Here is a 25,740-nt window from a genome sequence, read left to right as displayed (position 1 = left end):
ACCCACCCTAGGCTCAGGTTTCGAGGTAGCGCAGCACCGCGAGCACCCGGCGGTTGTCCCCTTCGGACGGCGGCAGGCCGAGCTTGCCGAAGATCGACGTCACGTACTTCTCCACGGATCCGGCCGACAGGAACAGCTTCGCGGCGATGGCGGAGTTCGACCGGCCTTCGGCCATCAGTCCCAGCACCTCGCGTTCGCGCGGGGTGAGGTGGCCCAGGGCGTCGGTCTGGCGCGTCGCCGAGAAGAGCTGGCTGACGACTTCGGGGTCGAGCACGGTTTCGCCGTCCGAGACCCGGCGTAGCGCGTCGAGGAAGTCCGACACCTCGGCGACGCGGTCCTTCAGCAGGTAGCCGACGCCACCCGCGCGGTCGGCCAGCAGCTGCGCCGCGTACTTCGTCTCGACGTACTGGGAGAACAGCAGCACCGCGCAGCCCGGCAGTTCGCGGCGCAGGGCGATCGCCGCCCGCAGGCCCTCGTCGGTGTGCGTCGGCGGCATCCGAATGTCCACAATGGACACATCGGGGGTGTGGTCTTCGACGGCGGCCCGCAGCGCTTCGGCGTCCTTCACCGCGGCGACGACTTCGTGGCCGCGGAAGGTCAGCAGCTCGACGAGCCCCTGGCGCAGGATGGTGGAGTCCTCCGCGATGACGATCCGCATGCCGCGACCCTAGCGGGGCAGCGGCACCCGCGCGGTCACTTCGGTCGGACCGCCCGGCGGGCTCGTGACGGTCAGCTCGCCGTCGACCGTCCGCAGCCGTTCGGCGACGCCGGCCAGCCCACCGCCCGGGACGAGCCGGGCGCCGCCGCGGCCGTGGTCGCACACCCGCAGCCACAGCACGTCCCCGGCCTCGGTGACCTGGACCGACGTCGTCCCGCCGTGCTTGGCGGCGTTCGTGAGCAGCTCGGCGGCGCTGAAGTAGACGATGGTTTCGAGCGACGGCGGCGGCCGGCGCGGCAGGTCCACCGCGACCCGCGCGTCGATCCCGCTCGTGGCGACCAGCGTCGCGAGGGCGACGTCGAGACCCGCGTCCAGCGCGGCCGGGTGGATGCCGCGGGCGAGGTCCCGCAGTTCGGTCAACGCCTGTTTCGCGTTCCCGTGCGCCGCCGTGACCAGCGCTTTCACCTCGGGGAGATCGACGTCGGCCAGCTCGTCCTTGGCCAGCCCGAGCTTCATCGCCAGCGCGACGAGCTGGGCCTGCGCCCCGTCGTGGAGGTCGCGTTCGATGCGCCGCAGCCGCAGGGCGGCGTCCTCCACGGCGGTCGCCCGGCTGAGTTCGAGGTCCCGCACCCGTTCGGACAGCACGCGCTCGCCGAGCAGCCCGACGACCATCAGCCGATCGAGCGCGACGAAGGCGTGCGTCACCCACGGGAGGGCGATGAGGACCAGCAACCCGGACGCCGACCACGCCAGCGCACCCGCCCAGTGGTCGGCGCGGATGCCGAAGGTGGGCAGCTCGTGTTCGCCCAGCGGGAACCAGAAGAGGCCGAAGGTGGTGGCGGCGAGGCCGTAGAGGCTCGCGGAGACGACGGTGCTCAGCCCGGCGAAGGCGAGGGGGAGGCGCAGGAGGAGGTACCCGGCGGCGCGCCAGCCGGCGGCATCGCCGACGCGCGTCTTCACCCAGCTCCAGAGGCCGGGCTTGAGTTCGGGCCGTCCGGGGGCGGGGACGCTGACGCCGAGCAGGGCTTTCGCGAGCCTGCGGTGGGCGGCGCCGAGGCCGCGGGCGTAGAAGACGGCGCCGGCGAGGACGAGGAAGCCGAGGAGGACGGGGGTCAGCCAGAGGCCGAGGGCGAGGACGGCGAGAAAGCTGAGCAGCGCGAAGACGGTGAGCGGGGCGGCGAGGCACAGCCAGAGGTATTCGGCCCAGAAGTCCCGCGCGGCGAGGGGGCCGAAGACGCGGCGGAGGGGATGGGGGCTGTTCACGGGTTCAGTTTCACCCGGTCGGGGTGGCGGGCCCATCCGGTTTTCCCCCGACCCGGCCCCGGGGGCGCCCCCCGTCTTCCACGCTACCGGCGGGCACCGACAGCTTCGGCACGCGCACCGGCCGCATCGGACGGGTCATCCACAACCCAGCTGGCCTGTGGATGACCCGTCCGAGTCACGTCTCACGGCGTGTCCGGGTCGTCCTCCCGGGCGCGCTGGGCGGCCTCGCGCATCTCGATGACGTCGGTGAGCCAGTCGCCCGTCTCCCTGGCGACGTCGCGGATCGCGCCCGTGATGATCGAGACGATGTTGCCGACGTGCGTCGCCGCTGATTCGGTGATCACCTGCAGGGTGTCCTTCTCCCGTTCGAACTGGCCCACCATGTCACCCTCACGCTGCTCGGAGCTGCCGGTCGGGTTCCACGGTAGCCGGGGACGGCGCCGAAGGGAGGGCCAGCTTCACGATCTTCTTCGCCACCGACCAGAGCTGCCTGCGCAGCGGGCCCGTGTGGTACGGCAGCCCGTACTTCTCGCAGATCGCGCGCACCTCGCCGGCGATCTGCGGGTACCGGCGCGCCGGAATGTCCGGGAACAGGTGGTGCTCGATCTGGTGGGACAGGTTGCCGCTCAGGATGTGGAACAGCGGGCCGCCCGTGATGTTCGCCGAACCCAGGATCTGGCGCAGGTACCACTGCCCCCGCGACTCCGAGGCCGTCTCCTCCTCGGTGAAGCTCTCGACGTCCGCCGGGAAGTGGCCGCAGAAGATGATCGCGAACGCCCAGAGGTTGCGGGTCAGGTTCGCCGTCGCGTTGCCGAGGAACGTCAGCGGCGCCAGGGGGCCCGTCAGCAGCGGGAACAGGACGTAGTCCTTGCCGACCTGCCGGGACGCCTTCCGCACGATCTTCTTCAGGATCGGGACGTTGTCGGCCCAGGACCGCTCGCCCTTGACGACGTTTTCGACCTCGAGGTCGTGCAGCATCACGCCCCACTGGAAGAAGATCGCCAGCAGCGTCGCGTACACCGGGTTGCCCAGGTAGTACGGGTGCCAGTTCTGCGCCTTGTCCATCCGCAGGATGCCGTAGCCGACGTCGCGGTCCTTGTCGACGATGTTCGTGTACGTGTGGTGGATGTAGTTGTGCGAGTGCCGCCAGTTCTCCGCCGGCGCCACCGTGTCCCACTCGAACCGCTGCGAGCTCAGCGCCGGGTCGCGCGTCCAGTCGTACTGGCCGTGCATGACGTTGTGGCCGATCTCCATGTTGTCCAGGATCTTGGCCAGCGACAGCGCGCCGACGCCGGCCAGCCACGCCGGCGGGAAGAACCCGGCGAACAGCAGCGCCCGCCCGGCGACCTCCAGGCCGCGCTGGGTCTTGATGATGTTGTGGATGTAGTCGACGTCTTCCTGGCCCAGGTCGTCGACGATCCGCTGCCGCAGCGCGTCGAGCTCGCGGCCGAACTCCTCGACCTGTTCCGGGGTCAGGCGGTCCTGCAGACCGGTCATGGCAGTCTCCCTAAGCGTCGATCTCGACGTCCCCGACGGGGACGGAGATGCAGAGCTGGATTTCTTCGTCTTCGTCGCCGGAAATCTCGCCGGTGCGCGCGTTGCGGACGCGCCCGGCCGTCTTGAGCTGGGTGCACGAGAAGCAGATGCCCATCCGGCAGCCGTGCTCCGGCGAGAGCCCAGCTTCTTCGGCCTGCTCCAGCAACGGCTTGCCGGAGTTGGCGCACTCGCGGCCGCTGCGCTTGAACCGCACCTGGCCTTCGGCGTTCTCCGTGTCGAAGGTCAACGCCGGCGGCGTGAACTCCTCGGTGTGCACGCGTTCACCCAAGTGTTCGCGCACCGCGTCCATCAGCGGCTTCGGACCGCACACGTACGCCTCTGCCGTGCGGAACCACGGCGCGACCCGCTCCAGGTGCTCCGGCGAGAAGAACCCGTTCAGGTCGCCGCCCTCCGAGTGGGTGTGGGCGTGCACGACCCGCAGCCCGGGGTGCCGGGCGGCGAGCTCGGCCAGCTCGGTGCGGTACAGCGCGTCGGCCGGGCCGTTCGAGTACTGCACGAACACGATCTCGCCGGGGTGGCCCTCGTCGACCAGGGTGCGCGCCATCGCGAGCACCGGCGTGATCCCGCTGCCGCCCGCGATCAGCAGAACGCGGTCCGGGCGCTTCGCGGGCAGCGTGAACCCACCGTCCGGAGTGGACAGATTGACGACCGAGCCGACGCCGATCGAGCGGTTCAGGTGCCCGGACACCAGGCCCTGCTCCTTGACCGTGAACTCCAGTTCGCCGTCGTACTGCGAACCGCACGGCGAATAGCAGCGCGTGCGCCGGACGCCGTCGATCTCCACCTGCAGGCGGACGTACTGGCCGGCGGTGAAGCCGGGCCACGCGCGGCTGGGCCGGACGGTGAGCGTGACGCTGTCGGGCGTCTGCTTGCGCACCGCCGTGACCAGCCCGCGGATCTCGCGGCGGACCAGCATCGGGTCGACGAGCTCCAGGTACCGGTCCATCCCGTGCGGCGTCAGCAGCGCCTCGGCCAGCGAGGCGAGACCGCGCACCCGCCGGGGGATGAGCGCCGTCATCGGGAACCTCCTCGATTACAGTGAACGACTGTACACTCAACAGTGCACTGCAGGAGTGGACAGCCTGTCAACGCGAGACGCGAAGGATGTGACGTGAGCAACGCGGTGGACGCTGCGTACAGCGGGGCTCCGCCCCGAGCCCCGGCAGGGGGCAGGCCCCCTGCACCCCCAAAAGAAGTCCGTACGCTGGAACCCGTGTCCGAACCCCTGACGCCGGTGAGCCGCCAAGAGCGCAAATTGCGCACCCGCCAGGCGTTGCTGGACACCGCCCTGGAGCTGCTGGCCGACCGGCCGTTCGGCACGCTCTCCCTGCGCGAGGTCGCGAAGGGCGCGGGCATCGTCCCCACGGCCTTCTACCGCCACTTCGCCTCGATGGAGGAACTCGGCGTCGCGCTCGTCGAAGAGGCCACGCGCACGCTGCGCGGCATGATGCGCTCCGCCCGCACCGATCCGGACACCTACCAGGGGATGATCAGCGCGTCGGTGGCGACCGTGCACCAGTTCGTCCGGGCGAACGAGGACCACTTCCGGTTCCTCACGCGCGAGCGCTACGGCGGCGGCCCGCTCGCCCGCGCGATCGCCGTCGAGCTGCGCCTGTTCTCCGGCGACCTCGCGATCGACCTCGCCCGGTTCGCGCCGCTGCGCTCGTGGAGCACCGAAGACCTGCACATGCTGGCCGACTTGATCGTTTCCGTGATGCTGACGACCATTGTCGAACTGCTGGAAGCCCGCCCCGCCGACGACGCGAAAATCACCGGAACGGCGGAAAAACGGCTGCGTCTCGTGCTCCTCGGCGTACCTCACTGGAAATCGGCCTGAACGTTTCACGCACCGGGTTCGTATTTCCCGGCACAACCGCGAGACTTGCGACTCACGTCACTGGGGAGTGTCGGTCCGGCGTGGTACAACCCTCGGATCGTGCCTCGCCGATGAGGAGGTCGTGTGACGGACAGCGAACAGAGTCAGCAGCTCACCGTGGGTGTGGTGACCGAGTCACGCCCCGGGGAGCGGCGGGTGGCCATGGTGCCCAAGCTGGTCGGGCGGCTCGTGCAGCGCGGGCTGCGCGTCGTCGTCGAGCCGGGCGCCGGGGCCGGTGCGCACCTGAGTGACGACGCGTACACCCAAGCGGGCGCCGAACTCGGCGACGCCTGGGGCGCACCGATCGTCGTGAAGGTCAACCCGCCTTCGCCGGGGGAAGTCGCGAAACTGAGCCGGGGTGCCGTGCTCGTCGGCTTCCTCGACCCGCGCGGCAACCCGGAAGGGCTCGCGAAACTCGAAGAAGCGGGATTGCGCGCCTTCGCGATGGAGGCGATCCCGCGGATTTCCCGGGCCCAGGCGATGGACGCGCTCTCGTCGCAGGCGAGCATCGGCGGTTACCGCGCCGTGCTGCTCGCCGCGCAGAAGCTCCCGCGCTTCTTTCCGATGCTCACGACCGCGGCCGGCACCGTCCCGCCGGCCAAGGTGCTGGTGCTCGGCGCCGGTGTCGCGGGCCTGCAGGCGCTGGCCACGGCGAAACGGCTCGGCGCGCAGACCACCGGCTACGACGTGCGGCCCGAGGTCGCCGAACAGGTGAAGTCGCTGGGCGCGCAGTTCCTCGACCTCGGCATCGAGGCGGTCGGCGAAGGCGGGTACGCCCGCGAGCTGACGCCGGAAGAGCGCGAAGAACAGCAGCGCCGGCTCACCGAAGCCATCACGAAGTTCGACGTCGTGATCACCACCGCGCTGGTGCCGGGCCGCAAGGCGCCGACGCTGGTCACCGCGGACGCCGTCAAGGGCATGCCCGCGGGGTCGGTCGTGGTCGACCTGGCCGGCGAAACCGGCGGCAACTGCGAGCTGACCAAGCCGGGCGAGGACGTCGTGGAGCACGACGTCACCATCTCCTCCCCGCTGAACCTGCCCGCCGAAATGCCTTCGCACGCCAGCGAGCTGTACGCCCGCAACGTCGTCGAGCTGCTGGAGCTGCTCGTGACGAAGGAAGGCGCGCTGGAGCTGAACTTCGAAGACGAGATCGTCGCCGGTGCCTGCGTGGCCGGGCGCGAAGGGAGTGTCGCGTGAGCCCACTCGTGCAGAACCTCGCGGTGCTCGTGCTCGCCGGGTTCGTCGGCTTCGCCGTCATCTCGAAGGTGCCCAACACCCTGCACACGCCGCTGATGTCCGGCACCAACGCCATCCACGGCATCGTGCTGCTGGGCGGGCTGGTCGTGCTCGGCCTCGGCGTCGACGGCGTGTTCAACAAGATCCTGCTGGTGATCGCCATCGCCTTCGGCACGATCAACGTCGTCGGCGGGTTCCTGGTCACCGACCGGATGCTGTCGATGTTCAAGGCCAAGAAACCCGTCGCCGGTGAGGAGGACGAGAAGTGACCGACTTCATCGCGATCCTCTACATCATCGCGTTCGCCCTCTTCATCTACGGCCTGATGGGCCTGACCGGCCCGCGCACCGCCGTCCGCGGCAACTGGATCGCCGCGGTCGGCATGGGCATCGCGGTGATCGCGACTCTGCTCACGCCGGGAATGGGCAACTGGGTGCTGATCGCCCTCGGCGTCGGGATCGGCATCGTTGTCGGCGTCCCGTCGGCGCGCAAGGTCAAGATGACCGCGATGCCGCAGATGGTGGCGCTGTTCAACGGCGTCGGCGGCGGCGCCGTCGCGCTCATCGCGTGGGTCGAGTTCAACTCCACCGGCGGCTACGCGCACGAGCCGGTGTACATCGCGATCGCGTCGCTGTTCGCCGCGATCATCGGGTCGATCTCGTTCTGGGGCTCGAACGTCGCGTTCGGCAAGCTCCAGGAGCTGATCAGCGGCCGCCCGATCACCCTCGGCAAGCTGCAGCAGCCGGTCAACGCGCTGCTGCTGCTCGTCGCGGTCGCCTGCGCGGTGTTCATCATCGCCGGCGGCGACAACGAGCTGCTGATCATCGGGCTGCTGGTCGCGGCGGGCATTCTCGGGCTCACCGTGGTGCTGCCGATCGGCGGCGCGGACATGCCCGTGGTGATTTCGCTGCTCAACGCCTTCACCGGGCTCTCGGCCGCGGCGATGGGCCTGGCGCTGGACAACACGGCGCTGATCGTGGCCGGCATGATCGTCGGCGCGTCCGGCTCGATCCTGACCAACCTGATGGCCAAGGCGATGAACCGGTCCATCCCGGCGATCGTCGCCGGCGGCTTCGGCGGCGGTCCGGCGGTCGCGGCCGCCGGTGGGGCGAAGGAAGCCCGCCCGGTGCGCTCGACGAGCGCGGCCGACACTGCGATCCAGATGGCGTACGCGAGCAAGGTCGTCGTGGTGCCCGGCTACGGCATGGCCGTGGCGCAGGCGCAGCACACCGTCCGCGAGATGGCGAAGCTGCTGGAGAAGAAGGGCATCCAGGTCGCCTACGCCATCCACCCGGTGGCCGGCCGGATGCCGGGGCACATGAACGTGCTGCTCGCCGAGGCCGACGTGCCGTACGAGCAGCTCAAGGAGATGGACGAGATCAACTCCGAGTTCGCCCAGACCGACGTCGCGCTGGTGATCGGCGCGAACGACGTCACGAACCCGGCCGCGCAGACCGACCCGAGCTCGCCGATCTACGGGATGCCGATCCTCAAGGTCAACGAGAGCCGGTCCGTGATCGTCTTGAAACGCGGGATGAGCTCCGGCTTCGCCGGGATCGACAACGACCTGTTCTACGATCCGAAGACCAGCATGCTCTTCGGGGACGCCAAGTCGTCGGTGGGCGAGATCGTGGAGGAACTCAAGGCGCTATGACGACCGGGTCGGATGTGCGTGCGGCGTTCACGGATCCGGCCGAGAATCTCGCTTTCGACGAAGCGCTCCTCCGGGTTGCGCCCGGGTCACCCGTGTTGTGGCTCTGGCGCAACCCGGTTTGCGTCGTGGTGGGCCGCGGGCAGCGGATCGCGCGCGAGGTGCGCGTCGAGGAGTGCGCCCGCGACGGCGTCCCGGTGCTGCGGCGGGCCAGCGGCGGCGGCACCGTGTTCCACGACCCCGGCAACCTGAACGTGACGCTGGTCCTGCCGGGCCCGGCGGACCGGCCGCTGGAGGCGCTGGGCCAGGTGATGAGCGCCGCCGTCGACCAGCTCGGGCTGGTGCCGCGGATCGGCGACCGCGGGCTGTTCGTCGGCGACGCGAAGCTGTGCGGGTTCGCCGTGTTCCGCACCAAGACCGGCCTGCTGGCCCACTCGACGCTGTTGGTCGAGACGTCGGCGGGGCTCGTCGGCCGCTACCTGACCGGCGCGCCGCCGGACCCGCGGCCGCTCGACTCGCACCGCAGCCCGGTGGCGTCCCTGGCCGAGCACGGCCTGCGTCCCGGCTTCCCGGCGGTCGAGGCGGCGGTGCGCGCGGCGGCGTCGCAGCTGCTCGGCACGCTCGTGCCCCGCCCGCCGTCCGCGGCCGAGCTGGCGCGGCAGCGGGCGTTGCTGCACACCCGCTACCGCTACCCCTCCTGGCACGCCGACGGCGCCCAGCGCGCGGCCTGAGCCACCCGTCCGGCGCGCTACCGCGGCTGGTCGTGAGTGGTAAGGAGGGTTAGAACACGCCTTGCCACTCACGACACGCGGGACGCTGTTTGTCTATTGTGGACCTACTCGGCGGCCGAGAACGTGACGGTCGGCACCTTGCGCGCGGCCGCCCGGGTGGTCTTCGGCTCCGCGGCCTTCTTGGTGCGCGTGGCCTTCGCCGGTTCGGCCTTCGCGCGGGTCGCCTTCGCCGGCACCGGCTTCGCCTTCGTTCTCGCGGGCGCGGGCGCGGCCTTCGCGGCGGCCTTGGGCGGGGTCTTCTTCGCGCCGGGGACGATCCGCGGCCGGTTCTTGCGGCCGCCGGTGCGGCGCCCGGCGTCGGCGTACCGCTGCAGGAACCCGCGCAGCGCCTCGGCGTTGGCGAAGGAGAGGTCGATGTCGTAGTCGATGCCGTCCAGCCCGAACCCGACGGTCTCCGCCGCGGGCTCGCCGGTCAGATCATCCAGCACCTGCACAGCCGTGTTCTTGGCCACGACAAACCTCCCGTGCTCGAACGTGTGATGTTTCGCGCGCACCGGGTCCGACGGCACCCGGTGCCGCCAGAACTTGCAGCTTCCGGACGGAGGATAGCCGCTGGCTTGCGCGATCCCGCGTAGTGGTGTGACCTGAACCCATGCCTGGAGAGACTTTTGACGTAGTGGTGATCGGCGCGGGTCCGGTGGGGGAGGTGGCCGCCGAACGAGCGGCCCGCGGAGGCTTGAAGGTCGCCCTCGTCGAGCACGAACGCTTCGGCGGCGAGTGCTCCTACTGGGCCTGCATCCCGAGCAAGGCCTTGCTGCGGCCGGGAAATCTCCTCGCCGCGGCGAAGCGGGTGCCCGGCGTGCCGGTCGGCGACCGGATCGACCCGGCGGCGGTGTTCGCCCGCCGTGACTGGTTCACAGGCAAGGGCGACGATTCGGGGCAGGTCGACTGGGCACGCGGCGCGGGCATCGAGCCGGTCCGCGGGCACGGCGAGATCACCGGCGTGCGGGAGGTGACGGTCGGCGGCGACCGCGTGCTGACCGCGCGGCACGCGGTGATCGTCTGCACGGGCAGCGTGCCCAGCACCCCGCCGATCCCCGGGCTCGACACGATCCGGCCGTGGGGTTCGCGGGAAGCGACGTCGGCGTCTTCGGTGCCGGGCCGGCTCGGCGTCCTCGGCGGCGGCGTGGTCGGCGTCGAGATGGCGCAGGCGTTCGCTTCGCTGGGCTCGGAGGTCCACCTGGTGATCAGCGGCCCGCGGCCGCTGCCGCGCAACGCGTCCTTCGCGGGCGACCTCGTGCTGCAAGGGCTGCGTGACGCCGGTGTCGAGGTGCACACCGATTCCGGGGTCGAGCGGGTCGCCGCGGGTGGTTCCGGGACGTCGCTGACGCTGAAGGACGGCTCGACGCTGGTCGTCGACGAGTTCCTGGTGGCGACGGGCCGCCGTCCGGCGACCGCCGGGCTCGAGCGCTTCGGCATCGAGCCCGGGCACCCGCTGGCGGTGGACGACACCGGCCGCGTGTCCGCAGTGGACGGTGACTGGCTGTTCGCGGCCGGCGACGTCACCGGCCGGGCCCCGCTGACCCACCAGGGCAAGTACGGCGCCCGCGCGGCGGGGGACACGGTCGCGGCGCTGGCCGCGGGCAAGCCGGTGTCGACTACGCCGTGGAGCCCGTTCACGGCCACGGCCGACCACCACGCGGTCCCGCAGGTGGTGTTCACCGACCCGGAGGTCGCGGCGGTCGGCCTGGCGGACGCGCGCCCGGGCTCGAAGGACCGCGTCGTCGACATCGACATCGCGGTGGCGGGCTCATCCCTGCACGCGGACGGCTACACCGGCAAGGCTCGGATGGTCGTCGACACCGAGCGCACCGTGCTCCTCGGTGTGACGTTCGTCGGCCAGGACGTCTCGGAGCTGCTGCATTCGGCGACGATCGCCATCGTCGGCGAGGTGCCCCTGGACCGGCTGTGGCACGCGGTGCCGTCGTTCCCGACGATCAGCGAGGTGTGGCTGCGGCTGCTGGAGGCGTACGGGCTCTGAACGTCACTGCGCGGGCAGGTCGAGGGCGGCTTTCGCGGCCCTGACCAGGCCGGGATCGTCCGCAGTGGACGGTCCCGGCGCCCACACGGCCTGCACCAGCCGGACGGAGCTGCCGTCGAGCTTGCTGGCGTAGGCGGCGTTCTCGAACCGCGGCGCGGGGGTGGCGCCCCACTGGCCGGTCTCGGTGGCGAGGTCGAGGATGCCCCCGCCACCGGGCGTGTCGGCAATGGCCTTGAAGGCGGCGGCCTGCGCGGCATCGGGGAAGGCGACGACCCCGACGGTGACGGCCCCGGCGCGCCCGTCGATGGTGGCGGCGTAGCTGGCGCGTCGCACGCCTGAGCAGCTGGTTTGCTGAAGGCTGGCTTGGGCGTCCCCGAAGGCGTGCGAAGCGCACCGCTGGTCCCCGGCGGCGGCGCGGAGGGCGAAGTCGAGGCTTCGCACGGGAGCGGCGCTGCGCGCGGTGGAGACAGGCGGCGCGGAGGTGACGGGCGCGGGCGCGGCAGGGGCGGCGGCGGTGCCGTCACCGCTGCTGGCGACGACGATGGCGGCCACGACGAGCACGACGAGCACCGCGATGGCCCCGACGGGCACCCAGCGGACGGTTCGGGAGGTCGCGGCGGTGGGGGCGAGCCGGGGACGGGGGTAAGGCGAGGGCTTGGCCGCGGCGGCCTGGGGTGATTCCGGGCGTTCCGGTGTGGGGGATGAGGTGGCCGGGCCGGTTTCGGCGGACGCTTCGGCGTCGGCCGGCGCGGCGGGCAGAGCTGCAGGTTCTGGCGGCGCGGCGGTTTGTGCGGCCAGGCCGGTTTCGGCCGCAGTAGGTGCGGGGTCGGCTGGTGCAGCCTCGTCGGGCAGGGCTGCCGTGTTTTGCGGCGCGGGGCTTTGGTCGGTCTGCTCGGTTTCGGCGGCCGGTTCGGCCGTGGCAACCGCGGCCTCGGCCTCGGTGGACAGTGCCGCCGGCTGCTCGGGCCCGGGGAACCGGGGAATCTCCGGCTCAGCCTCGGCGGGCTGCCTGGTCGCGGCGGGTACGTCGAGAGTCTCGGTGCTCGCCCCCGGAGCTTCGGCCGGTCCCGGGAACCGCGGCAGGGTGCCGGCACCGGGGAACACCGGCAGCGCCGAAGACTCCTCAGCCGGCTCCGGTTCCTCCTCGGCCGGTGGCACAACCTCGGCCGGAGAAGCTTCGGTAGCAGCTTCGAGGCTCTCCGTCACCACGGCCGCGGCCGGCGTCTCGGTCCGCCATCCGCTCACCCCGGCCGAAACCCCAGCGTCCGAACCCACAGCCTCCGAAACCCCAGCGGCGCCGGCGGCCACCGCGACCGCCTCCGGCCGGGCGGCCACCGCCGGGCCATCGTCCCAAAGGGACTCCGGCGGCGAATCGTCCGTCATCCGGCTGAAGCCCTCGCCCAGCAGCACCTCGTCGGAAAACTCCGGGGCCTCCGGTGCCAGGCCCTCGATCAACGCCCGGACCTGGTCCACCGACCGCGGCCGGTGGGCCGTGGCCAGCGACACCGTGGCCGCCAGCATCGTCGTCGGGGTCGGGTGCAGGACGCGGACCGGGCCCGTCAGGTCGGCCGCCGGCTGGTCGACCGTCTCCACGTACGGGCCCACCGCGATGATCGTGCCCACCGGGGCCGTTCCCGGGACCAGGGACGCGATCCGCCGTTCGCACGCCTGGGACAGGTCCAGGGCCTCGGTGGCCGGGTTGATCGCGTCGTCGTCCGCGACCAGGGGCCAGCCGTCCGCCTTCCACGGCTCTCCCAGCGGGGCCTCCAGCCTCAGGGCCGGGTCCGGCAGGTCGACGCCGATGACGATGATCACCCCGTGGGGGAGCAGGACGACCGCTTCGATCGGGCGCTCCGTCACCGAGCCGACCCCGATCAACGCGATGCCGCCGATCATGGTGTTGCCGCGGCCCAGGGACGCCAGTGCCGCCCGGACGTCGTCGGCGACCCGGGACTGCTGCCGCTCCAGGCGCACCAGTCGCACCGAAAGCCCCTTTCCGCTCGTCGTTCCGGGTCAACACGCTAGCGCGCCCAGCGCAACGAACCGCGCGACACGGGGACGCCACGGCGCGGTGCCCTCCGAAAGTGGGGCGGTGGGTGACTTGTGGTGTTCATGTGGCCAAACAGCACGGTTGGGGTGCAGAATGTGCTACAACGCATCGGAGGCGGCATTCGGGAGCCGCGCTGAGGCCGCGCTGCAGCTCGGAGTAGGGCGTAGGGGAAGACGTCCCTCGTCGAGCAAGCGGAGGTAGCAGTGAGCACCCGTGGCAGCACCCGAGGTGTGGTGTACGTCCACTCGTCGCCGTCTGCGGTGTGTCCGCACGTCGAGTGGGCCATTTCGGGCACCCTGGGTGCCCGCGTTGACCTGAAGTGGACGGCGCAGCCGGCCAGTCCGGGTCAGCTTCGCGCCGAATGCGGCTGGCGCGCGCCCGCGGGCACCGGCGCCAAACTGGCGTCCGCCCTCAAGGCGTGGCCGATGATTCGGTTCGAGGTGACCGAAGAGCCCAGTGCGGGCGTCGACGGCGAACGGTTCTGCTTCGCGCCCGGCCTCGGCCTCTGGCACGGACGGACCAGCGCCAACGGCGACATCGTGGTGGGCGAGGACCAGCTGCGCGCGCTCGTCAGCATGACGCGTGGCGGCGAGTCCCTCGCGCACAAGCTGGACGAGCTCCTGGCCGCGAGCTGGGACGAAGCGCTCGAGCCCTACCGCCACGCCGGTGACGGCGCGCCGGTGACCTGGCTGCACCAGGTCGGCTGAGCCCCGGGACGGGGGCCGGTACGCTCTCCGGGGTGACCACCCCCGCCCCCGGCTCCCGCCAGCGCTGGCTGGTGCCCGTCGTGGTCGTCGTGCTGTCCGTGACCGTCGGCGGCGGCCTGCTCGCGCGCGAGCTCTACCGCCGCCCCGACCAGCCCGTCGACGACACCTCCGTCGCGGTCTCGACGCCGCCGTCGGCCAGCAGCGGCGCCCCGGGCGCGGCCGGCGAAGTCGGGATGACCGACGACGCGCGGGCCCACCCGCAGGCCGACGCCGTCCGCCGGGTCCTGAAGAAGTACTTCGAAGCCATCAACACCAAGCAGTACTCGCTGTGGACCGAGGTGGTCACCGACGAGCGGGCCGCCGCCCAGTCGCAGAACGACTGGAAGAAGGGCGTTCACACCACAAAGGACAGCGACGCCCTCGTCTACCGGATCGAGCGCTCGTCCGGGAACTCGCTGCGGGTCCTGGTCGGGTTCACCAGCCGGCAGGAGCTCGAAGACGCCCCGCTGTTCTTCCGCGAGCCGTGCATCAAGTGGCGGCTCGTCATGCCGCTGGTGATCGAGGACAAGGCCCTGAAGGTCGCCGCCGTCGACGGCGGGCCACCGCCCGAACACGAAAAGTGCTGAACGCAGTGAAGAAGGGCCCGGCCGAGGCCGGGCCCTTCTTCACTTCCGAGCAGCTCAGACCGTGAACAGCAGCGCGGTGTTGTGGCCGCCGAACCCGAACGAGTTGCTGATCGCCGCGCTCAGCTCGACCTTGCGCGGTTCGCCCGCGACGACGTCCAGCTGCACCCGCGGGTCCAGGTCGGTCAGGTTCCGGGTGGCCGGCACGAGACCGTGGTAGAGCGACAGGATCGTGATGATCCCCTCGACCGCGCCGGCCCCGCCGACGAGGTGGCCGAGCGAGCCCTTCGGCGCCGTCACGATCGCGTGGTCGCCGACCGCCTTGCGGATCGCCGCCGCTTCGCCGATGTCACCGACCACAGTGGACGTCGCGTGGGCGTTCACGTGCCCGACGTCCGCGGCGGTCACGCCGGCCATCTTCATCGCCGCGCGCATCGCGGCGATCTGGCCGATCCCCTCGGGGTGGTTGCCCGTGATGTGGTAGGCGTCCGAGGTGATGCCGTGCCCGGCGATCGTCGCGTAGATGCGCGCCCCGCGGGCCTTCGCCTGGTCCGCGCGCTCCAGGATGACCACGCCGGAGCCCTCGCCGAGGACGAAGCCGTCGCGGCTGGAGTCGAACGGCCGCGACGCGCTCGCCGGGTCGTCGTTGCGCGTGGACACCGTGCGGGCCTGGGCGAACCCGGCCAGCGTGATCGGGTGGATGCACGCTTCGGCGCCCCCCGCGATCACGACGTCGGCGCGCCCGGAGCGGATCATCTCCACCCCGCTGGCGATGCCCTCGGCGCCCGAGGCGCAGGCCGAGGCCGGGGAGTGCACCCCGGCCCGCGCCTTGAGGTCGATGCCCACGTGCGCGGCCGGGCCGTTCGGCATCAGCATCGGCACGGTCAGCGGCGACACCTTGCGGAGACCCTGCTGGTGCAACAGGTCGTTCTGGGTGAGCAGGGTGACGGGACCGCCGACGCCGGTGCCGATCGACACGCCGAGGCGGTCGGGGTCCACATCGGTGTGCTCGTCGGTCGGCTCGGTGTACCCGGCGTCGGCCCACGCCTGCCGGGCCGCGATCAGCGCGACCTGCTCGCAGCGGTCCATCCGGCGGGCCTGGACCCGCGGCAGGACATCGGTCGGCTCGACGGCCAGCTGGCCGCCGATCTTGACCGGCAGCTGCAGTTCCTCGACCCAGTCGGCCTCGATCGTCCGGATCCCGCTCCGTCCGGCCAGCAGACCGTCCCAGGTGGACGTCACGTCCCCGCCGAGCGGTGTGGTGGCGCCGAGACCGGTGATCACGACGTCGATGTTGCTCATGGGAGTCTCCTCAAGGAGGGAAGAGGACTTACTTCGAGTTGGCCGACACGTAGTTCACGGCGTCGCCCACGGTCTTGAGGTTGGCGAGCTCGTCGTCCGGGATCTTGACGCCGAACTTGTCCTCGGCCTGCACGGCGATCTCGACCATCGACAGCGAGTCGATGTCCAGGTCGTCCACGAACGACTTCTCGGCGGTGACGTCGTCCTGAGCCACACCGGCCACCTCTTCGACGATCTCGGCGAGGCCGGCGAGGATCTCAGCGTTGTCAGCCATGGGGTAGTTCCCTTCTCGGTCCATCTGGGGGTCTGGTTCCCTCGGGCGAATGCCCGCGGGGAGCGTAACGGTGGTCAGGGGCAGATGAACGCCTGCCCGGCGTAGGACAGGCCCGCGCCGAACCCGACCGCCAGCACCACGTCGCCGGGCTTCGCCGTCCCGGCCTTGCGCATGTGGTCCAGCGCGAGGGGGATGGACGCCGACGAGGTGTTGCCGGAGAACCTGATGTCGTCGGCGACGACCATGTCGTCGCGGGCGCCGTTGGCCCGCAGCTTCTTCGCGATCGCCTCGACGATCCGCAGGTTCGCCTGGTGCGGGATCAGCACGTCCACATCGGACGGCTTCAGCCCGGCGGCATCCAGCGCCTGCATGGCGATCGGCGCGATCTTCGTCGTCGCCCACCGGAAGACCGACTGGCCCTCCTGGTAGATGTACTTTTCGTCGCGCATGTAGATCAGGTCGACCAGGTCGCCCGCGCTGCCCCACGACACCGGGCCGATGCCCGGCTCGTCGGACGGGCCGACGACCGCGGCACCCGCGCCGTCGGCGAAGATGATCGCGTTGGCCCGGTCGACCGGGTCGACCGAGTCGGTGAGCTTCTCCGCGCCGATGACCAGGACCTTCTTCGCCGAACCGGCCCGCACGAGGTCGGAGGCGACGCCGAGGCCGTAGCAGAACCCGGCGCAGGCGGCGTTGAGGTCGAACGCGCCGGGGCTGGGGATGCCGATCCGGGCGGCGACCTGGGCGGCGGCGTTCGGGATCAGCGTCGGCATGGTGCAGTTCGGCAGGATCACCGTGTCCACTTCGGACGGGTCGACCCCGGCGTCGGCCAGCGCGGCAGTACCGGCGGCGACGGCCATGTCGGTGAGCAGCTCGTCCTTCTCGGCGAACCGGCGCTCGACGATCCCGACGCGGGTCTGGATCCACTCGTCGCTGGTTTCCATGACCTGCGACAGGTCGTCGTTGGTGACGATCTTCGCCGGCTGGTAGCTGCCGACACCCAGCACGCGGCTGCCGCGGGAGCCGGTGGTGAGGCTCAGGGCCGGTCGGTCGGTCACGAGGCGTCCTCCTGGCGCAGCGCCGCCAGCTCGGCCGGCGTCTTCAGCGCGGTGATAGTGGTGACGACGCCCTTGAGCTGCCGCTTGACCAGGCCGGTCAGCGTGCCCGCGGGCGCGAGTTCGATCGTGCGGGTGACGCCGAGCGAGACCAGGCCGTCCATCGTCAGGTCCCAGCGCACCGGGCGGGTGACCTGGGAGACCAGCCGGTCCAGGTACTCGGCCCCGCTGGTGACGACCGTACCGTCCGCGTTGGACAGCAGCGGCCGGGTGGGGTCGGCCGGGGTCAGCTCGGCGGCGTGGGCGCGCATCGCCTCTTCGGCGGGCGCCATGTACCGCGTGTGGAACGCGCCGGCGACCTTGAGGGCGCGGATCTTCGTGCCTTCGAGGGGCTCGGCGACGATCTTCGCGATCGTGTCGGCGGCGCCGGAGGCGACGATCTGCCCGGCGCCGTTGCGGTTCGCCGCGGTCAGGCCCTGCTCTTCGAGCCACGCGACGACCTGCTCGGGGTCACCGAGCATGACCGCGGCCATCGACGTCGGTTCCAGCGCGCACGCCTTCGCCATTTCGGCACCGCGGACGGCGGCGAGCGCGACGGCGTCTTCGGGCTTCAGCACGCCGGCGATCGCGGCGGCCGCGAGCTCGCCGACGGAGTGCCCGGCGACCGGCGCGTCCGCGGGCACCGGCGCGGTGGCCTGGAGGTGCTCGAAGGTGAGCAGCGACAGGGCGACGATCAGCGGCTGCGCGATCGCGGTGTCCTGGATCTCCTCGGCTTCGGCCTCGGTCCCGAGGCGGAGCAAGTCGAGCCCCGCGCGCTCGGACCACTGCGCGACGCGTTCGCGCGCGCCGTCGAGGTCGAGCCAGGGCGTGAACATGCCGGGGGCCTGGGACCCCTGACCGGGAGCGAGGACTGCTGCTGTCACCCCTCAAGACAACACGGCGAGGGGTGTTTCCCGGGATGCCGACGTTCACAGTGTCTGCCGGACGTCTTTGTCGGAAACCTCCAAAGACGCGCCGCAGAAGCTCGCGCGTAACCCGGAAGCCTTGTGGGGTTCAATCACCTTTCGCTGTTAAGTCCATCACGTGACGCCCGTCTCGCGAAGGGGTCACCAGAGGCCGCGAGCGCGAGCGAGCCGTCCCACCGTCAGGGCGATCCGCAGCACCAGGGCGTCACGCGGGTCGGTCGGCTGGCACCCGGTCAGGTCCGCCGCCTTCCGCAACCGGTAGCGGACGGTGTTCGGGTGGACGAACAGCGTCTTCGCGCACGTCTCGAGCACGCCGCCGCTCTCCAGGTACGCCTCGACCGTGCGCTGCAGGGTCGGGCCGGCCTCCTCCAGTGGCCGCGCGATGGTGTCCACCAGCAGGCGCTCGGCCTCCGCGTCCCCCGACAGCGCGCGCTCGGGCAGCAGGTCCGCCGACCGCACCGGCCGGGGCGCGCCCGGCCAGCCGACCACCGCCCGCAGCCCCGACAACGCCTCCGTCGCGCTGTGGTGGGCCTCCGCCAGCGTCGGCACGGTCGGGCCGGCGACCACCGGGCCGTCGGCGAACGCCACCGACATCCGGGTCAGGATCTCCCGCTCCTTCACCCCGCCGTCGGTCGGCCCGCCGACCACGACCACCAGCCGGGAGCCCTGCACCGACAGCAGCACCGGGCGTCCGACGCGGGCCGCGCGGCTGCGGACCTCGAACACGACCGTCGGCGGGTCCTCGGACGGCGGGTTGCCGACCAGCACGGTCGCCGCCGCCGTCGGGTCCCAGCCCAGCGCCGTGGCCCGCGAAAGCACCGACTCCTCGGCGTCGCCGCGGACGATGCCGTCGACGACCAGCGCCTCCAGCCGGGCGTCCCAGGCGCCGCGCGCTTCCGCCGCGGCGGCGTAGGAATTCGCCGCCGCGAACGCGATTTCCCGGCCGTAGCGCAGGATCCCCTCGATCAAAGCGGCGCGTTCGGCCTCGTTCGCCGCGAAATCCGGCAGCTGCTCCTCGAACACCTCGATGGCCAGCCGCACCATGCCGACCGCCTGCCGCAGGCTGATCCACCGCGACAGCTCGGCGGGCGCGTCCCGGAACGCCTCGGTCGTGAGCTTCAGCGCCTCCTTGGAGTCCCGCAGCCAGCCGACGAACCCGGCCGCGCCGGCCTGGGTGATCAGCAGGACGCTCGCCCGCTGGTCGGCGGGCAGCCGGGCGAACCAAGGCAGCCGCCGCTCCATCACCGCGATGCTCGCGCTCGCCAGGTCACCGGACGCGCGTTCCAGCCGCCGGAGCGTCTTCGCGGACAGCCCGTGGTGCTTCGGCACCGGGCGCGGGGCGGGGGTTCCATCCATGGCGACGCGATCCTACGTCCCCGCAACTTTCGTGACCCCCGGCGGCAACGCACGAGGCTAGGCGGGGCGTGTACGCACTGCCTAGGATCGGGCCACACAGAACGGGGGAACCGGAATGACCGGTTTGGAAATAGACGGGGTGTCCAAACGCTACGGCGACGTGGTCGCCCTCCGGGAGATGACCTTCGACGTCCGGCCGGGGGAGCTGTTCGGCTTCGTCGGCAGCAACGGCGCCGGCAAGACCACGACCATGCGGATCGCGCTCGGCGTGCTGTCCGCCGACGCCGGCGAAGTCCGCTACGACGGCGTGCCGGTGACGCACGAAACCCGGCGCCACATCGGCTACATGCCCGAGGAACGCGGCCTTTACCCGAAGATGAAGGTGGCCGAGCAGCTGACGTACCTCGCGCGGCTGCACGGCATGCCCGCGGCCGACGCGCGGGCGTCGGCGGAGAAGTGGACCGAACGGCTCGGCGTCGCCGGCCGCCGCGACGACGAGGTGCAGAAGCTGTCGCTGGGCAACCAGCAGCGCGTCCAGCTGGCCGCGGCCCTGGTGCACGAGCCGCGGATCCTGGTGCTCGACGAGCCGTTCTCCGGGCTCGACCCGGTCGCGGTCGACGTGATGAGCCAGGTGCTGAAGGAGAAAGCGGCCGAGGGGGTGCCGGTCGTGTTCTCCAGTCACCAGCTGGATCTGGTGGAACGGCTGTGCGACCGCGTCGGGATCGTCCGCAGTGGACAGATGGTCGCCAAGGGCACGGTCGGCGAGCTGCGCGCCGGCGGGGCGGTGCGGCTGCGGGTCGACGTCCCCGAAGCCGGGGACGGGTGGGCCGACGGCCTGCCCGGGGTGAAGGTGCTCGGCCGGACGGGGCCGGTGACCGAACTCGAACTGGGCGAGGGCGCCGACGACCAGGCGGTGCTCAAGGCGGCGCTGGCCACCGGGCCGGTCCGCGAGTTCGCCCGCGAGCAGCCGTCGCTGACCGACCTGTTCCGCTCCGTCGTCACCCACCAGGAGGTTCCCGCATGAGCACCCCGGTCCCGGACGTCCGGATGAGCCCCACGGCGGCCGTCGGCCTGGTCGCCTCCCGCGAGATCAGCACGCGCGTGAAGTCGAAGGCCTTCCGCGTCAGCACGGTGATCATGCTGCTGCTGATCGTGGTCGGCATCGTGCTGATCAAGCTGATCGCCGGCGGCGGCGGCCCCGACTCGAAGGTCGGTTACACCGCGGCGACGGCCGGTTTCTCGGCGCCGTTGAAGGCGGCCGGGAAGGCGGTCGACGAGAACATCGAGACCAGCCAGGTCGCCGACGAGGCCGCCGGGCGCGCCAAGCTGGCCGACGGCTCGCTCGACGCGCTGCTCACCGGCGACGGCAAGAGCGTGCACGTCCAGGTGAAGAAGGACCTCGACGGCAAGCTCGCGAACGTCCTGCAGCTGCTGTCCCAGCAGGTCGCGGTCAACCAGCAGGTCACCGCCCTCGGCGGCCGGCCGGCGCAGTTCCAGGCCGCGATCGCGGCCGCGAAGTTCGTCGAGGACCCGCCGCTGGAGCAGCCGTACGACTACAACGGCCAGCAGCTCGTGCTGGGCATCGTCGCCGGCATCCTGATCTACCTGTCACTGATGATCAACGGCCAGAGCGTCGCGCAGGGCGTCGTCGAGGAGAAGACCTCGCGGGTGGTCGAGCTGCTGCTCTCGACGATCAAGCCGTGGCAGCTGATGGCCGGGAAGGTGCTCGGCATCGGCGTCGTCGGGCTGGTCCAGATGCTCGTCATCGGGATCGGCGGGGTGGTCGCCGGGCTGGCCACGAACGTGCTCACCATTTCGGTTTCGGCCGCCGTGGGCACCGTCGTCTGGCTCGTCGTGTGGTACCTGCTGGGGTTCTTCATGTACTCGATCGTGTTCGCCGCGCTCGGGGCGCTGGTTTCGCGCCAGGAAGACGTCGGCGGCGCGACGATGCCGGCCCTGATGTTCGTGATCGCCGGGTACGTGATCGGCATTTCGGTGCTGCCGTCGGATCCGGGCAACACGTTCGTCGAAGTGCTTTCGGTGATTCCGGTGTTCTCGCCGACGCTGATGCCGATGCGGCTGGCGATGGGCGGCGTGCCCGTTTGGGAAGCGGTGGTGTCGGTGGGGCTGGTGGTGCTGCTGATTCCGGCGTTGATCTGGCTGGCCGCGCGGATCTACCGGAATGCGGTCATGCGCACCGGGGCGAAGGTGAAACTGCGCGACGCCCTGCGGGCCGCCTGACGTTCTCCCGCCGTTCACGCGGGTTTTCCGCCGGTAATGCTCGAGGCCGCCCGGCGCTTGCGGTTTACGCTGCGCCGGACGGCCTCGTCTCCCCGGTCCCCACCGGTAGAACCAGTATGGCCACGGGTGATCTTCGCGCGCCAGTCGTCTCACTCGATCGTGGGGCGCACGAGTTGCCGCCCCCGGGTACTTGATCGACGATCCGGTGCAAATCCGTGGAGGGAGTCGGTATGGGCCAGCAACTGAAGGACGGGCTCGGGCAGGCGTGGGCGATGGTGGCCACGTTCGTCCCGAAACTCGTCGGATTCCTGATCATCCTGCTGATCGGCTGGTTGATCGCGAAAGCCGTCTCGAAAGGGCTGGCGCTCGTGCTCGGGAAAGCCGGTTTCGGGAAACTGGTCGAGCGCGCCGGGCTGAGCGGCAAGATCGGCCAGCAGAAGATCGACGCGACCGGGATCCTGGTCAAATTGGTCTACTACTTCATTCTGCTGATCGCGCTGCAGCTGGCGTTCGGCGTGTTCGGGCCGACCAACCCGGTGAGCCAGCTGCTCAACGACATCATCGCGTTCCTGCCGCGGATCGTGGTGGCGCTGGTGCTCGTCGTGGTGGCGGCGGCCATCGCGAAGGTCGTGCGTGACGTCGTCGCGTCGGCGCTGTCCGGCCGGGGCGCGGCGCGGCCGCTGTCGCTGGGCGCCTACTGGCTGATCATGGCGTTCGGCATCATCGCGGCGCTGGGCCAGGTCAACATCGCGACGGCGATCACCGGCCCGGTGCTGATCGCGGTGCTGGCGACGATCGGCGGCGTGATCGTGGTCGGCTTCGGCGGCGGCCTGATCAAGCCGGCCCAGGACCGCTGGCGCGGCTGGCTGGCGAACATGGAGCACCAGCTGGAGACCCCGGCCCAGCGCACGGGCGAGATGGGCACGGGCCGGGCGGCGGCCCCGCGCACGGCGGTCGGTGCGGACAGCACCCCGACGTCGCCGGTCGGTACCCCGCGCCCGCAGGGCTGAGGCGGCGGGAACGGCGCGGGCCCGGCGGACGAGGAAGCCGCCGGGCCCGCGCCGTCCCGTGCACCGGGATGTCTCGCCGCTCACAGTCCCTGGGGAATGCCCCCGCCGGGGAGCATGTTGGGAGCGGTAGGACGAAAGGGGCGTGACGTGGACTTCCTGCTGCACCACGGAATCACCGTGCTCGGCCAGTGGATCTCGATCGCGGAGCTCGCCGGGCAGGTGTTCGCGCTGGCCGTCGTGTTCCTCGCCCAGCGTCGCACCCTGTGGACGTGGCCGGTGCAGGTCGGGGCCACCGTGCTGCTCTTCGCCGTCTACGTCTCCGCGCACCTCGGCGGGCTCGCCGCCCGGCAGGTCGCCATCCTCGCCATCTCCGTCTACGGCTGGTGGGCCTGGACGCGCCGCCAGGACCCGGTGTTCGGCGTCGTCGTCCGCCAGGGCCGGCTCGCCGAACGGCTGGCCATGCTCGGCGCGTTCGCCGTCGGCACGACCGTGATGGCGCTCGTCCTCGACGCCCTGCACGCGTCCTGGGCGCCTTGGCCGGACGCCGCCATCTTCGTCGGCACCCTCGTCGCCTTCGGGGCGCAGGGCCTGGGACTGGTCGAGTTCTGGCTGGTCTGGCTGGCCGTCGACGCGATCGGCGTGCCGCTGCAGATCTCGTCCGGGCTGTACTTCTCGGCCGCGATCTACATCGTCTTCGCCGGGCTGGTCGTGCACGGCTGGTGGAGCTGGAACCGCTCCGCCCGGCGCGTCGCCGCCCGGCCCGGGGTCACGGCAGCATCCAGCTGAGCGCCGCCGTGCTCTGACCCCAGACGATCAGGCACATCGCGAGCAGCAGCCCGATGCTCCACGGCAGCACCTTCCGCAGCAGCTTGCCCTCCTCGCCGGGCAGATTCGCGGCCACGCAGGCGATGGTGAGGTTCTGCGGCGAGACCATCTTGCCGAGGACGCCGCCGGAGCTGTTGGCCGCGGCCAGCAGGTCGGCCGGCAGGCCCGTCTGGTGCGCCGCGGTCACCTGGAGCGCGCCGAACAGCGCGTTCGCCGAGGTGTCGGACCCCGAGACGGCGACGCCGAACCACCCCAGCACCGGCGAAAGGAACGCCAGGCCGGCGCCCGCGGCGGCGATGAACGTGCCGATGGTGCTCGTCTGGCCGGACAGGTTCATCACGTAGGCCAGCGCGAGCACCCCGGTCACGGTGAGGATCGCGAACCGCAGCTCCTTGACCGTCGCGAGCCACTCGGTCGCGGCGCCGCCCGCCTTCACCGCCAGCAGCGCCGCCGTGATGACGCCGGCCAGCAGCACGAGCGTGCCGCCGGTGTTGAGGAATGGCAGCGAGAAGGTGTTGCCGGAGACGGGCTTCCCGTTCGGCCCGGCGACGTTCAGCCCGGGCCAGCGGAACTTCCAGGTCGCCTTGTCCAGCAGCTTCTTCACCGGCGGCAGCACCGCGATCGAGAAGATCACGATGATGAGCAGGTACGGCAGGTACGCCTTGACGACGTCGCCCCGCGAGTCTTCCGGCGGTGCTTCGGCGGTCGCCGTCCCGCCGGTGCCGATCCGGACGGCTTCGGGCACCGGACGCCGGGTCTGGGGCAGCGCCACCAGCGCTGCGGCGCCCGCGAGGGCCGCACCGATGTCGGCCAGCTGCGGCGACACGTAGTTCGAGGCGAGGAACTGCACCACCCCGAACGCGACACCGCAGACGAGCGCGGGCAGCCAGGTGTCCTTCAGGCCGCGCTTCCCGTCGACGATGATCACCAGCAGCAGCGGCACGAGCAGCGCGAGCAGCGGCGTCTGCCGCCCGACGATCGACGAGACCTCCTGCAGTGGCAGCCCGGTGACCTGGGCGAGGGTGACGACCGGGGTGCCCATCGCGCCGAACGCGACCGGCGCGGTGTTCGCGACCAGCGCGACGACGGCGGCCTTGACCGGGTGGAACCCGACGGCGACCAGCATCACGGCGCTGATCGCGACCGGCGCGCCGAACCCGGCCAGTGCCTCCATCAGGGCGCCGAAGCAGAAGGCGATGATCAGCGCCTGGATGCGCGGGTCGTCGGAGATCCGCCCGAACGAGCGGCGCAGGACGTCGAAGTGCCCGGTCCGCACGGTGAGCCGGTAGATCCACAGCGCGTTGACGACGATCCACATGATCGGCCACAGCCCGAAGGCGGCGCCCTGCAGCGCCCCGGAGACCGCCTGCACGATCGGCATCCCGTACGCGGCGATCCCGACGACGAGCGCGACGAGCAGCCCGACGAGGGCGGCGTGGTGGGCGCGCATCCGGACGGCGCCGAGGAGGACGAGCACGGTGGCCAGCGGCAGCACGGCGACGAGCGCCGACAGGCCGAGCGAGCCGAGGGGAGTCAGATCCTGCACGAACACGGGCGACCTCCGTTTTCCACCATGCGAAAACGGCCTTTCGGCGAGTGCCCGAGATCTTCGTCACAAACCAGGCGGTCCGTCAAGAACTTGAGACCGGTTGGCCCAACGAGTCAGTGCTTCACGGCTTCGGCAGCACGGCGAGCGCGGTGTCGGCGATCGCGCGGATGCCGGCCGGCTCGACGCCGCCCTTGCCCAGCGCTTCGAGGCCGCGCAGGACCGCCAGGACCAGGCCGGCGAGGTGGGCGGGGTCAGCGTCGGCGGCGATGTCGCCTGCCCGCTGCGCACCCGCGATGCACGCCGTCAGGTGGCCCTGCAGGTCGCGGAACAGCTGCCGGCTGCGGGCCGCGACCGCCTCGTCGTGCTCCGCGCATTCGGCCGTGCTCTTCGCGATCAGGCACCCCCGGCGCGCCTGGTCGGCCACGACCGATTCGGCGATCGCGTGCACGTGGTCGCGCAGTCGCCGGTAGGCGGTGGCGTCGGGACCCTCGAGCTGCCGGCGCGTGCCCTCGGCCGCCTCGGTGCAGTAGTGGTCGAAGACGCGCAGGAAGAGCGCGTGCTTGTCGCCGAAGGCGCCGTAGAGGCTGCCTTTGCCGAGTCCGGTCGCCGCGGCGATGTCGTCGACCTTCGTGCCCGCGTAGCCGGTCGCCCAGAACCGGTCCCTCGCCGTCTCCAGGACGGCTGCTTCGTCGAAGCTCCGGGGTCTCGCCATGGCATCAGGCTACCCATTCTTGACTATCTCGTCCAGAACGGCGTACGTTCTGGACGAA

At 71.4% G+C, this 25,740-nt stretch carries 26 protein-coding genes; 12 read left to right on the top strand and 14 right to left on the bottom strand.

Going from position 1 to position 25,740, the window contains the following annotated elements:
- Positions 1–13: 13 nt before the first annotated feature.
- The 5 genes from AB0M93_RS43845 to AB0M93_RS43825 form a co-directional block, all read right to left on the bottom strand.
- Complete coding sequence (locus AB0M93_RS43845; RefSeq protein ID WP_364285903.1) at positions 14–658, bottom strand: response regulator transcription factor; 645 nt, start codon at positions 656–658, stop codon at positions 14–16.
- Between the two features lie 9 nt (positions 659–667).
- Positions 668–1,957, bottom strand: a complete 1,290-nt coding sequence (locus tag AB0M93_RS43840; RefSeq protein WP_364285901.1) for a sensor domain-containing protein — start codon at positions 1,955–1,957, stop codon at positions 668–670.
- A 146-nt stretch (positions 1,958–2,103) separates the two neighbouring features.
- Positions 2,104–2,304: a hypothetical protein gene (locus tag AB0M93_RS43835; protein WP_004560346.1), complete on the bottom strand. Its 201-nt coding sequence runs from the start codon at positions 2,302–2,304 to the stop codon at positions 2,104–2,106.
- Between the two features lie 7 nt (positions 2,305–2,311).
- Positions 2,312–3,418, bottom strand: a complete 1,107-nt coding sequence (locus tag AB0M93_RS43830) for an acyl-CoA desaturase (protein ID WP_364285899.1) — start codon at positions 3,416–3,418, stop codon at positions 2,312–2,314.
- Positions 3,419–3,428: 10 nt separating this feature from the next.
- Positions 3,429–4,496 carry an FAD-binding oxidoreductase gene (locus AB0M93_RS43825; RefSeq protein ID WP_364285897.1) on the bottom strand — a complete coding sequence of 356 codons (1,068 nt, stop codon included), beginning with the start codon at positions 4,494–4,496 and terminating at the stop codon, positions 3,429–3,431.
- A 195-nt stretch (positions 4,497–4,691) separates the two neighbouring features.
- Between AB0M93_RS43825 and AB0M93_RS43820 the strand changes: the two genes are divergently transcribed.
- The 5 genes from AB0M93_RS43820 to AB0M93_RS43800 all read left to right on the top strand — a co-directional run bounded on the left by AB0M93_RS43820 (position 4,692) and on the right by AB0M93_RS43800 (position 8,972).
- Positions 4,692–5,315, top strand: a complete 624-nt coding sequence (locus tag AB0M93_RS43820) for a TetR family transcriptional regulator (protein ID WP_364285895.1) — start codon at positions 4,692–4,694, stop codon at positions 5,313–5,315.
- Positions 5,316–5,438: 123 nt separating this feature from the next.
- Positions 5,439–6,551, top strand: a complete 1,113-nt coding sequence (locus AB0M93_RS43815) for a Re/Si-specific NAD(P)(+) transhydrogenase subunit alpha (protein ID WP_364285893.1) — start codon at positions 5,439–5,441, stop codon at positions 6,549–6,551.
- Positions 6,548–6,859, top strand: a complete 312-nt coding sequence (locus tag AB0M93_RS43810; protein WP_285989380.1) for an NAD(P) transhydrogenase subunit alpha — start codon at positions 6,548–6,550, stop codon at positions 6,857–6,859. The genes AB0M93_RS43815 and AB0M93_RS43810 overlap by 4 nt, the downstream gene beginning before the upstream one ends.
- Positions 6,856–8,244 carry an NAD(P)(+) transhydrogenase (Re/Si-specific) subunit beta gene (locus AB0M93_RS43805; RefSeq protein ID WP_364285891.1) on the top strand — a complete coding sequence of 463 codons (1,389 nt, stop codon included), beginning with the start codon at positions 6,856–6,858 and terminating at the stop codon, positions 8,242–8,244. Before AB0M93_RS43810 ends, AB0M93_RS43805 begins: the two co-directional genes overlap by 4 nt.
- Entirely contained in the window at positions 8,241–8,972 is a 732-nt protein-coding gene (locus AB0M93_RS43800; RefSeq protein ID WP_364285889.1) for a lipoate--protein ligase family protein, read from the top strand. Before AB0M93_RS43805 ends, AB0M93_RS43800 begins: the two co-directional genes overlap by 4 nt.
- A 104-nt stretch (positions 8,973–9,076) precedes the next feature.
- Here the strand turns inward: AB0M93_RS43800 and AB0M93_RS43795 are convergent, their stop codons facing one another.
- Complete coding sequence (locus tag AB0M93_RS43795) at positions 9,077–9,484, bottom strand: histone-like nucleoid-structuring protein Lsr2 (protein ID WP_364285887.1); 408 nt, start codon at positions 9,482–9,484, stop codon at positions 9,077–9,079.
- Positions 9,485–9,624: 140 nt separating this feature from the next.
- Between AB0M93_RS43795 and AB0M93_RS43790 the strand changes: the two genes are divergently transcribed.
- Complete coding sequence (locus AB0M93_RS43790) at positions 9,625–11,013, top strand: NAD(P)/FAD-dependent oxidoreductase (protein ID WP_364285885.1); 1,389 nt, start codon at positions 9,625–9,627, stop codon at positions 11,011–11,013.
- Between the two features lie 3 nt (positions 11,014–11,016).
- Here the strand turns inward: AB0M93_RS43790 and AB0M93_RS43785 are convergent, their stop codons facing one another.
- Positions 11,017–12,996 (bottom strand): hypothetical protein, encoded by a 1,980-nt coding sequence (locus AB0M93_RS43785; protein WP_364285883.1) that lies wholly within the window; start codon positions 12,994–12,996, stop codon positions 11,017–11,019.
- A gap of 270 nt (positions 12,997–13,266) precedes the next feature.
- Between AB0M93_RS43785 and AB0M93_RS43780 the strand changes: the two genes are divergently transcribed.
- Positions 13,267–13,770 (top strand): DUF3145 domain-containing protein, encoded by a 504-nt coding sequence (locus AB0M93_RS43780; RefSeq protein ID WP_013223984.1) that lies wholly within the window; start codon positions 13,267–13,269, stop codon positions 13,768–13,770.
- A gap of 32 nt (positions 13,771–13,802) precedes the next feature.
- Positions 13,803–14,396, top strand: coding sequence for a hypothetical protein (locus tag AB0M93_RS43775; RefSeq protein WP_364285881.1), 594 nt, complete (start codon positions 13,803–13,805; stop codon positions 14,394–14,396).
- 54 nt (positions 14,397–14,450) lie between these two features.
- Here AB0M93_RS43775 and AB0M93_RS43770 read toward each other — a convergent pair whose 3' ends face one another.
- The 5 genes from AB0M93_RS43770 to AB0M93_RS43750 form a co-directional block, all read right to left on the bottom strand.
- Positions 14,451–15,695: a beta-ketoacyl-[acyl-carrier-protein] synthase family protein gene (locus AB0M93_RS43770; protein ID WP_364285879.1), complete on the bottom strand. Its 1,245-nt coding sequence runs from the start codon at positions 15,693–15,695 to the stop codon at positions 14,451–14,453.
- Positions 15,696–15,723: 28 nt separating this feature from the next.
- Positions 15,724–15,969, bottom strand: a complete 246-nt coding sequence (locus AB0M93_RS43765) for an acyl carrier protein (RefSeq protein ID WP_004559006.1) — start codon at positions 15,967–15,969, stop codon at positions 15,724–15,726.
- A gap of 74 nt (positions 15,970–16,043) precedes the next feature.
- Entirely contained in the window at positions 16,044–17,027 is a 984-nt protein-coding gene (locus AB0M93_RS43760; RefSeq protein ID WP_364285877.1) for a beta-ketoacyl-ACP synthase III, read from the bottom strand.
- Positions 17,024–17,947, bottom strand: a complete 924-nt coding sequence (locus AB0M93_RS43755) for an ACP S-malonyltransferase (protein ID WP_364285875.1) — start codon at positions 17,945–17,947, stop codon at positions 17,024–17,026. Before AB0M93_RS43755 ends, AB0M93_RS43760 begins: the two co-directional genes overlap by 4 nt.
- A 183-nt stretch (positions 17,948–18,130) precedes the next feature.
- Positions 18,131–19,345: a helix-turn-helix domain-containing protein gene (locus AB0M93_RS43750; RefSeq protein ID WP_364285873.1), complete on the bottom strand. Its 1,215-nt coding sequence runs from the start codon at positions 19,343–19,345 to the stop codon at positions 18,131–18,133.
- Positions 19,346–19,460: 115 nt separating this feature from the next.
- Here AB0M93_RS43750 and AB0M93_RS43745 point away from each other — a divergent pair, with 115 nt between their 5' ends.
- From AB0M93_RS43745 to AB0M93_RS43730, 4 genes are all read left to right on the top strand, one after another.
- Entirely contained in the window at positions 19,461–20,369 is a 909-nt protein-coding gene (locus tag AB0M93_RS43745; RefSeq protein ID WP_364285871.1) for an ATP-binding cassette domain-containing protein, read from the top strand.
- Positions 20,366–21,586 (top strand): ABC transporter permease, encoded by a 1,221-nt coding sequence (locus tag AB0M93_RS43740; RefSeq protein ID WP_364285869.1) that lies wholly within the window; start codon positions 20,366–20,368, stop codon positions 21,584–21,586. The genes AB0M93_RS43745 and AB0M93_RS43740 overlap by 4 nt, the downstream gene beginning before the upstream one ends.
- Positions 21,587–21,816: 230 nt before the next feature.
- Positions 21,817–22,596 (top strand): hypothetical protein, encoded by a 780-nt coding sequence (locus tag AB0M93_RS43735; protein WP_364285867.1) that lies wholly within the window; start codon positions 21,817–21,819, stop codon positions 22,594–22,596.
- Positions 22,597–22,743: 147 nt separating this feature from the next.
- Complete coding sequence (locus AB0M93_RS43730) at positions 22,744–23,382, top strand: nicotinamide mononucleotide transporter family protein (protein WP_364285865.1); 639 nt, start codon at positions 22,744–22,746, stop codon at positions 23,380–23,382.
- Here the strand turns inward: AB0M93_RS43730 and AB0M93_RS43725 are convergent.
- Positions 23,363–24,973, bottom strand: a complete 1,611-nt coding sequence (locus tag AB0M93_RS43725) for an L-lactate permease (RefSeq protein ID WP_364285863.1) — start codon at positions 24,971–24,973, stop codon at positions 23,363–23,365. The genes AB0M93_RS43730 and AB0M93_RS43725 overlap by 20 nt on opposite strands.
- Before the next feature lie 118 nt (positions 24,974–25,091).
- Entirely contained in the window at positions 25,092–25,682 is a 591-nt protein-coding gene (locus AB0M93_RS43720; protein ID WP_364285861.1) for a TetR/AcrR family transcriptional regulator, read from the bottom strand.
- Between the last annotated feature and the right edge of the window lie 58 nt (positions 25,683–25,740).

Origin of the sequence: Amycolatopsis sp. NPDC051102, from assembly GCF_040682815.1 — a bacterium.
In the GTDB taxonomy this organism is placed as follows: domain Bacteria; phylum Actinomycetota; class Actinomycetes; order Mycobacteriales; family Pseudonocardiaceae; genus Amycolatopsis.
The sequence above is the reverse complement of the archived record's forward strand: the minus strand, read 5'-3'. Positions and strand labels throughout refer to the sequence as shown.

Excerpts from the sequence above, each read along its gene's own strand:
- AB0M93_RS43845 (WP_364285903.1), bottom strand. The coding sequence starts at position 658 with ATGCGGATCGTCATCGCGGAGGACTCCACCATCCTGCGCCAGGGGCTC.
- AB0M93_RS43840 (WP_364285901.1), bottom strand. The coding sequence starts at position 1,957 with ATGGGCCCGCCACCCCGACCGGGTGAAACTGAACCCGTGAACAGCCCC.
- AB0M93_RS43835 (WP_004560346.1), bottom strand. The coding sequence starts at position 2,304 with ATGGTGGGCCAGTTCGAACGGGAGAAGGACACCCTGCAGGTGATCACC.
- AB0M93_RS43830 (WP_364285899.1), bottom strand. The coding sequence starts at position 3,418 with ATGACCGGTCTGCAGGACCGCCTGACCCCGGAACAGGTCGAGGAGTTC.
- AB0M93_RS43825 (WP_364285897.1), bottom strand. The coding sequence starts at position 4,496 with ATGACGGCGCTCATCCCCCGGCGGGTGCGCGGTCTCGCCTCGCTGGCC.
- AB0M93_RS43800 (WP_364285889.1), top strand. The coding sequence starts at position 8,241 with ATGACGACCGGGTCGGATGTGCGTGCGGCGTTCACGGATCCGGCCGAG.
- AB0M93_RS43790 (WP_364285885.1), top strand. The coding sequence starts at position 9,625 with ATGCCTGGAGAGACTTTTGACGTAGTGGTGATCGGCGCGGGTCCGGTG.
- AB0M93_RS43770 (WP_364285879.1), bottom strand. The coding sequence starts at position 15,695 with ATGAGCAACATCGACGTCGTGATCACCGGTCTCGGCGCCACCACACCG.
- AB0M93_RS43765 (WP_004559006.1), bottom strand. The coding sequence starts at position 15,969 with ATGGCTGACAACGCTGAGATCCTCGCCGGCCTCGCCGAGATCGTCGAA.
- AB0M93_RS43750 (WP_364285873.1), bottom strand. The coding sequence starts at position 19,345 with ATGGATGGAACCCCCGCCCCGCGCCCGGTGCCGAAGCACCACGGGCTG.
- AB0M93_RS43745 (WP_364285871.1), top strand. The coding sequence starts at position 19,461 with ATGACCGGTTTGGAAATAGACGGGGTGTCCAAACGCTACGGCGACGTG.
- AB0M93_RS43740 (WP_364285869.1), top strand. The coding sequence starts at position 20,366 with ATGAGCACCCCGGTCCCGGACGTCCGGATGAGCCCCACGGCGGCCGTC.
- AB0M93_RS43735 (WP_364285867.1), top strand. The coding sequence starts at position 21,817 with ATGGGCCAGCAACTGAAGGACGGGCTCGGGCAGGCGTGGGCGATGGTG.
- AB0M93_RS43720 (WP_364285861.1), bottom strand. The coding sequence starts at position 25,682 with ATGGCGAGACCCCGGAGCTTCGACGAAGCAGCCGTCCTGGAGACGGCG.